At 71.0% G+C, this 2,807-nt stretch carries 3 protein-coding genes; all 3 read right to left on the bottom strand.

The window, feature by feature from the left end; all coding sequences use genetic code 11:
- Window positions 1-91: 91 nt before the first annotated feature.
- Window positions 92-523 (bottom strand): hypothetical protein, encoded by a 432-nt coding sequence (locus ACIOFR_RS42005; protein WP_401006076.1) that lies wholly within the window; start codon window positions 521-523, stop codon window positions 92-94.
- A gap of 124 nt (window positions 524-647) precedes the next feature.
- Window positions 648-1,508, bottom strand: coding sequence for a universal stress protein (locus tag ACIOFR_RS42010; protein WP_401006078.1), 861 nt, complete (start codon window positions 1,506-1,508; stop codon window positions 648-650).
- Between the two features lie 172 nt (window positions 1,509-1,680).
- A complete protein-coding gene (locus ACIOFR_RS42015; RefSeq protein WP_401006080.1) occupies window positions 1,681-2,514 on the bottom strand; it encodes a ZIP family metal transporter in 834 nt (277 codons plus the stop codon).
- Window positions 2,515-2,807 lie beyond the last annotated feature (293 nt).

A 2,807-nucleotide genomic window follows, 5' to 3' on the forward strand; every position in this document is an offset into this window, starting at 1 on the left:
GCTCATGTTGCTCTTGCCACTCACTACCTGGACTGCTTCCTCCGGGACTCAACCGTCCCAGTATCAGGCTGTCCAGCTCAGTGGGGGAACTTCAGAGGCCGTCGAGCAGGGCGTAGACGCCGGTGCGGAAGGAGCGGTCGGCGTCGCCCCGGCCGCTGTCGGCCACGGCGTGAGCGAGACGGGGGAAGGTGTCGTGGGGGAGGGCTGCCAGGGCGGTGGATCGGCCGGCAGTCGGCGTCGTGTCGAGTTCCAGGGCGCCGATCAGACAGGCGACGATCGCGGCAGGGCGGTCGGGCTCGCCGGGCCGTGGACGCCGGCCCGGGCCAGGAGGTCCAAGACGCACTCGGTCCACCGCAGGGCGGGTGCGCCCGTCGGCCTCCTCCTGGGCCTGCGTCAGTTCGGCCAGGGACGGCCCCAGTTCGGCGGTCAGCTCCGCCGCGCGGTCCGCAGGGACGCCGGTCGCACTCGCACCCGGCGCTCCGGTCGGGCGGAATCTTGCCAGGAAGTCCCGGAACGTCACCACGCGAGTCCTCCTGCGGGTCGGCCCCCACTCCAGTCTCCACGCGGAGCGGCGGCTGTCATCCGGGACGTACCTTGACGGTGACCTGCCGGGGCAGGACGTCTCCCGGACCGGCCGGCAGCGTGGCTCACTCGGGTGCGGGTGCGGGTACGGTGACGACCGGGCAGTGGGCGCGGTGCAGCAGGCCGTGGGGGACGGAGCCGAGCCGCATTCCGGTGAACCCGCCTCGGCCGCGCCGTCCGACGACGACGGCCAGTGCGTTCTCGGAGGCCTTGGCCAGCTCCTCGACGGGATGTCCGCGTACCACCTGGCGGGTGATGGTGACGCTGGGGTGGTTCGCTGTCTGCTCGGCTACCGCCTCGGATAGCAGGCGGCGGCATTTCTGGAGCGCGTTGACTTCGTCGGTGGACTCCAGGAGCGACGGCTGCCATACCCACAGCGCCCGCAGGTGCGTGTCACGCGCTGCGGCGGTCCCGAAGGCGTGCTCGACGGCGGCGTGGGAGGCCGGGCTGCCGTCGACTCCGACGACGAGGTGCGGCGGCTGCTCGGTGCTGTTTCCGGGTTCCAGTACCACGACCACCGGGCAGGCGGCGTGGGCGCTGACCGGTACGGCCACCGAGTTCGCGCTGAGGAGCTCTTCCAGGCGGCTGAGCCGCCGCGAGCCGAGGACGACCAGGCACGCGTTGTGCGATTCGCGGTACAGCGCCTGGGCGGGCGCGCCCTCCTCCAGGACGGTGGCGATGTGGAGGCCGGGATGCCGACCGGAGACGGAGGCGGCGGCCTCGTCGAGGAGTCGCTGCCCGGCCTTCCGCTGTTTGGAGCCGTCGGTTCCGCGCGGCCCGTGGTGGCCCGGCGGCACCGCGTGGACCAGCCGCAGGGGTGCTTCACGGCGCTCGGCTTCGTCGGCGGCCCAGTCCAGGGCCGGCCGCACGCTGTCCCGCACGTCCACACCGACGACGACGGGACGGGACTCTCCAGGGCCGATCATCGCTCCTCCAAGCGGAGTCGTATCTTGCCCCCATGGGCACCGTACGGGTACCGGTACCGCCACCGGCAGGGCCGAGTGGCCCCGACCGCGGAGGGCCGGGCGCACCTGGTCGGCCCGCCGTATACCGCGACCAAGCGGATGATTCGCGACGCGGCCTGGCTGCGGCCAGGCCTCACACTCCGGCGGCGGTGACGACGGCGTCGGTGGCGAAGCCCAGTAGCAGGATCATCCAGGTGGTCAGTACCTTCATCCCGCCGCGACGTGCCACCGCGAGGAGCTCGATGATCACGTAGAGGATGGAGCCGGCGGCCAGGCCCAGGAACGCGATGCTCACGGTGTCGTTGACCACCTGCTGGCCGATCAGAGTGCCCACGAAGGTGGGGCCGCCGCCGATGAGGCCGAGCAGCGCGAGGCTGCCCCAGGAGGGTCGCTCGCTTGCTGCGGCCAGCGGGGCGACGATGCCGAAGCCCTCGGTGGCATTGTGCAGGCCGAAACTGATGATCAACAGGATGGCGAGCGAGAGTTCGCCCTGCGCAGCGGAGTTGCCGATGGCCAGGCCTTCCGCGAGGTTGTGCAGGCCGATGCCGATGGCGATCATCAGGGCAAGGCCAGCGGCCCTGGAGCGGGCCCGGGGAGCCAGTTGTTCGGTCACGGCCGAAGCGCCAGGCCCCTGCGACAACGAGACCCGCGATGCCTGACGGCGGGCGATCCATCGGTCGTAGTAGACCAGGCCCATCAGGCCGACGGCCAGGCCCGACGTGAGCACCAGGCCGCCGGTGGCGGCGCCGGCCCAGTGGTGGTCGCTGAGTGCGGCATCGGTCGGTTCCCAGGCGGCCGTCAGGATGTCCCAGAGCAGGAAGAGCAGGAAGAGCAGGATGCCGATGGCGACCGCGTTCAGCGCGGTCCTCAGCCGCGCAGCGGGGCTCTGCAGGCGTCCGATCGGAAGGCCGAGGAAGACGGTGAGGCCGGCGATGGCGCCGAGCAGGGCGATCTGCGGACCGGACATGGTGGGCTCCGAGAAGCGCGAGAGTCAGGGCAGGCTGGATTAAAGGTAAGGCTTACCTAAGAAGTCTGGTTCCGTCTCGTCCCGGCCGCAATCCCGGTCCGGGCATGTCGTTCACGGTGTTGCCCGTCGATGGTGTCGGCCGCTGATCGCCGGTCTCTGGCGGCTCCTTGGATAACGTGGGCAGAGTCAGCCTCGCCTGCTAGAAGGCTCGTGAAGATCTTGCTGAGGGGCTGTCTGGCTGCGGGCCGGGCGGCCCCTTCTGGTTATGCGCTGGCGGGGGTGAGGTGCCAGGT

The sequence above is a fragment of the Kitasatospora sp. NPDC088346 genome, from assembly GCF_044740765.1.
Classification (GTDB): domain Bacteria; phylum Actinomycetota; class Actinomycetes; order Streptomycetales; family Streptomycetaceae; genus Kitasatospora.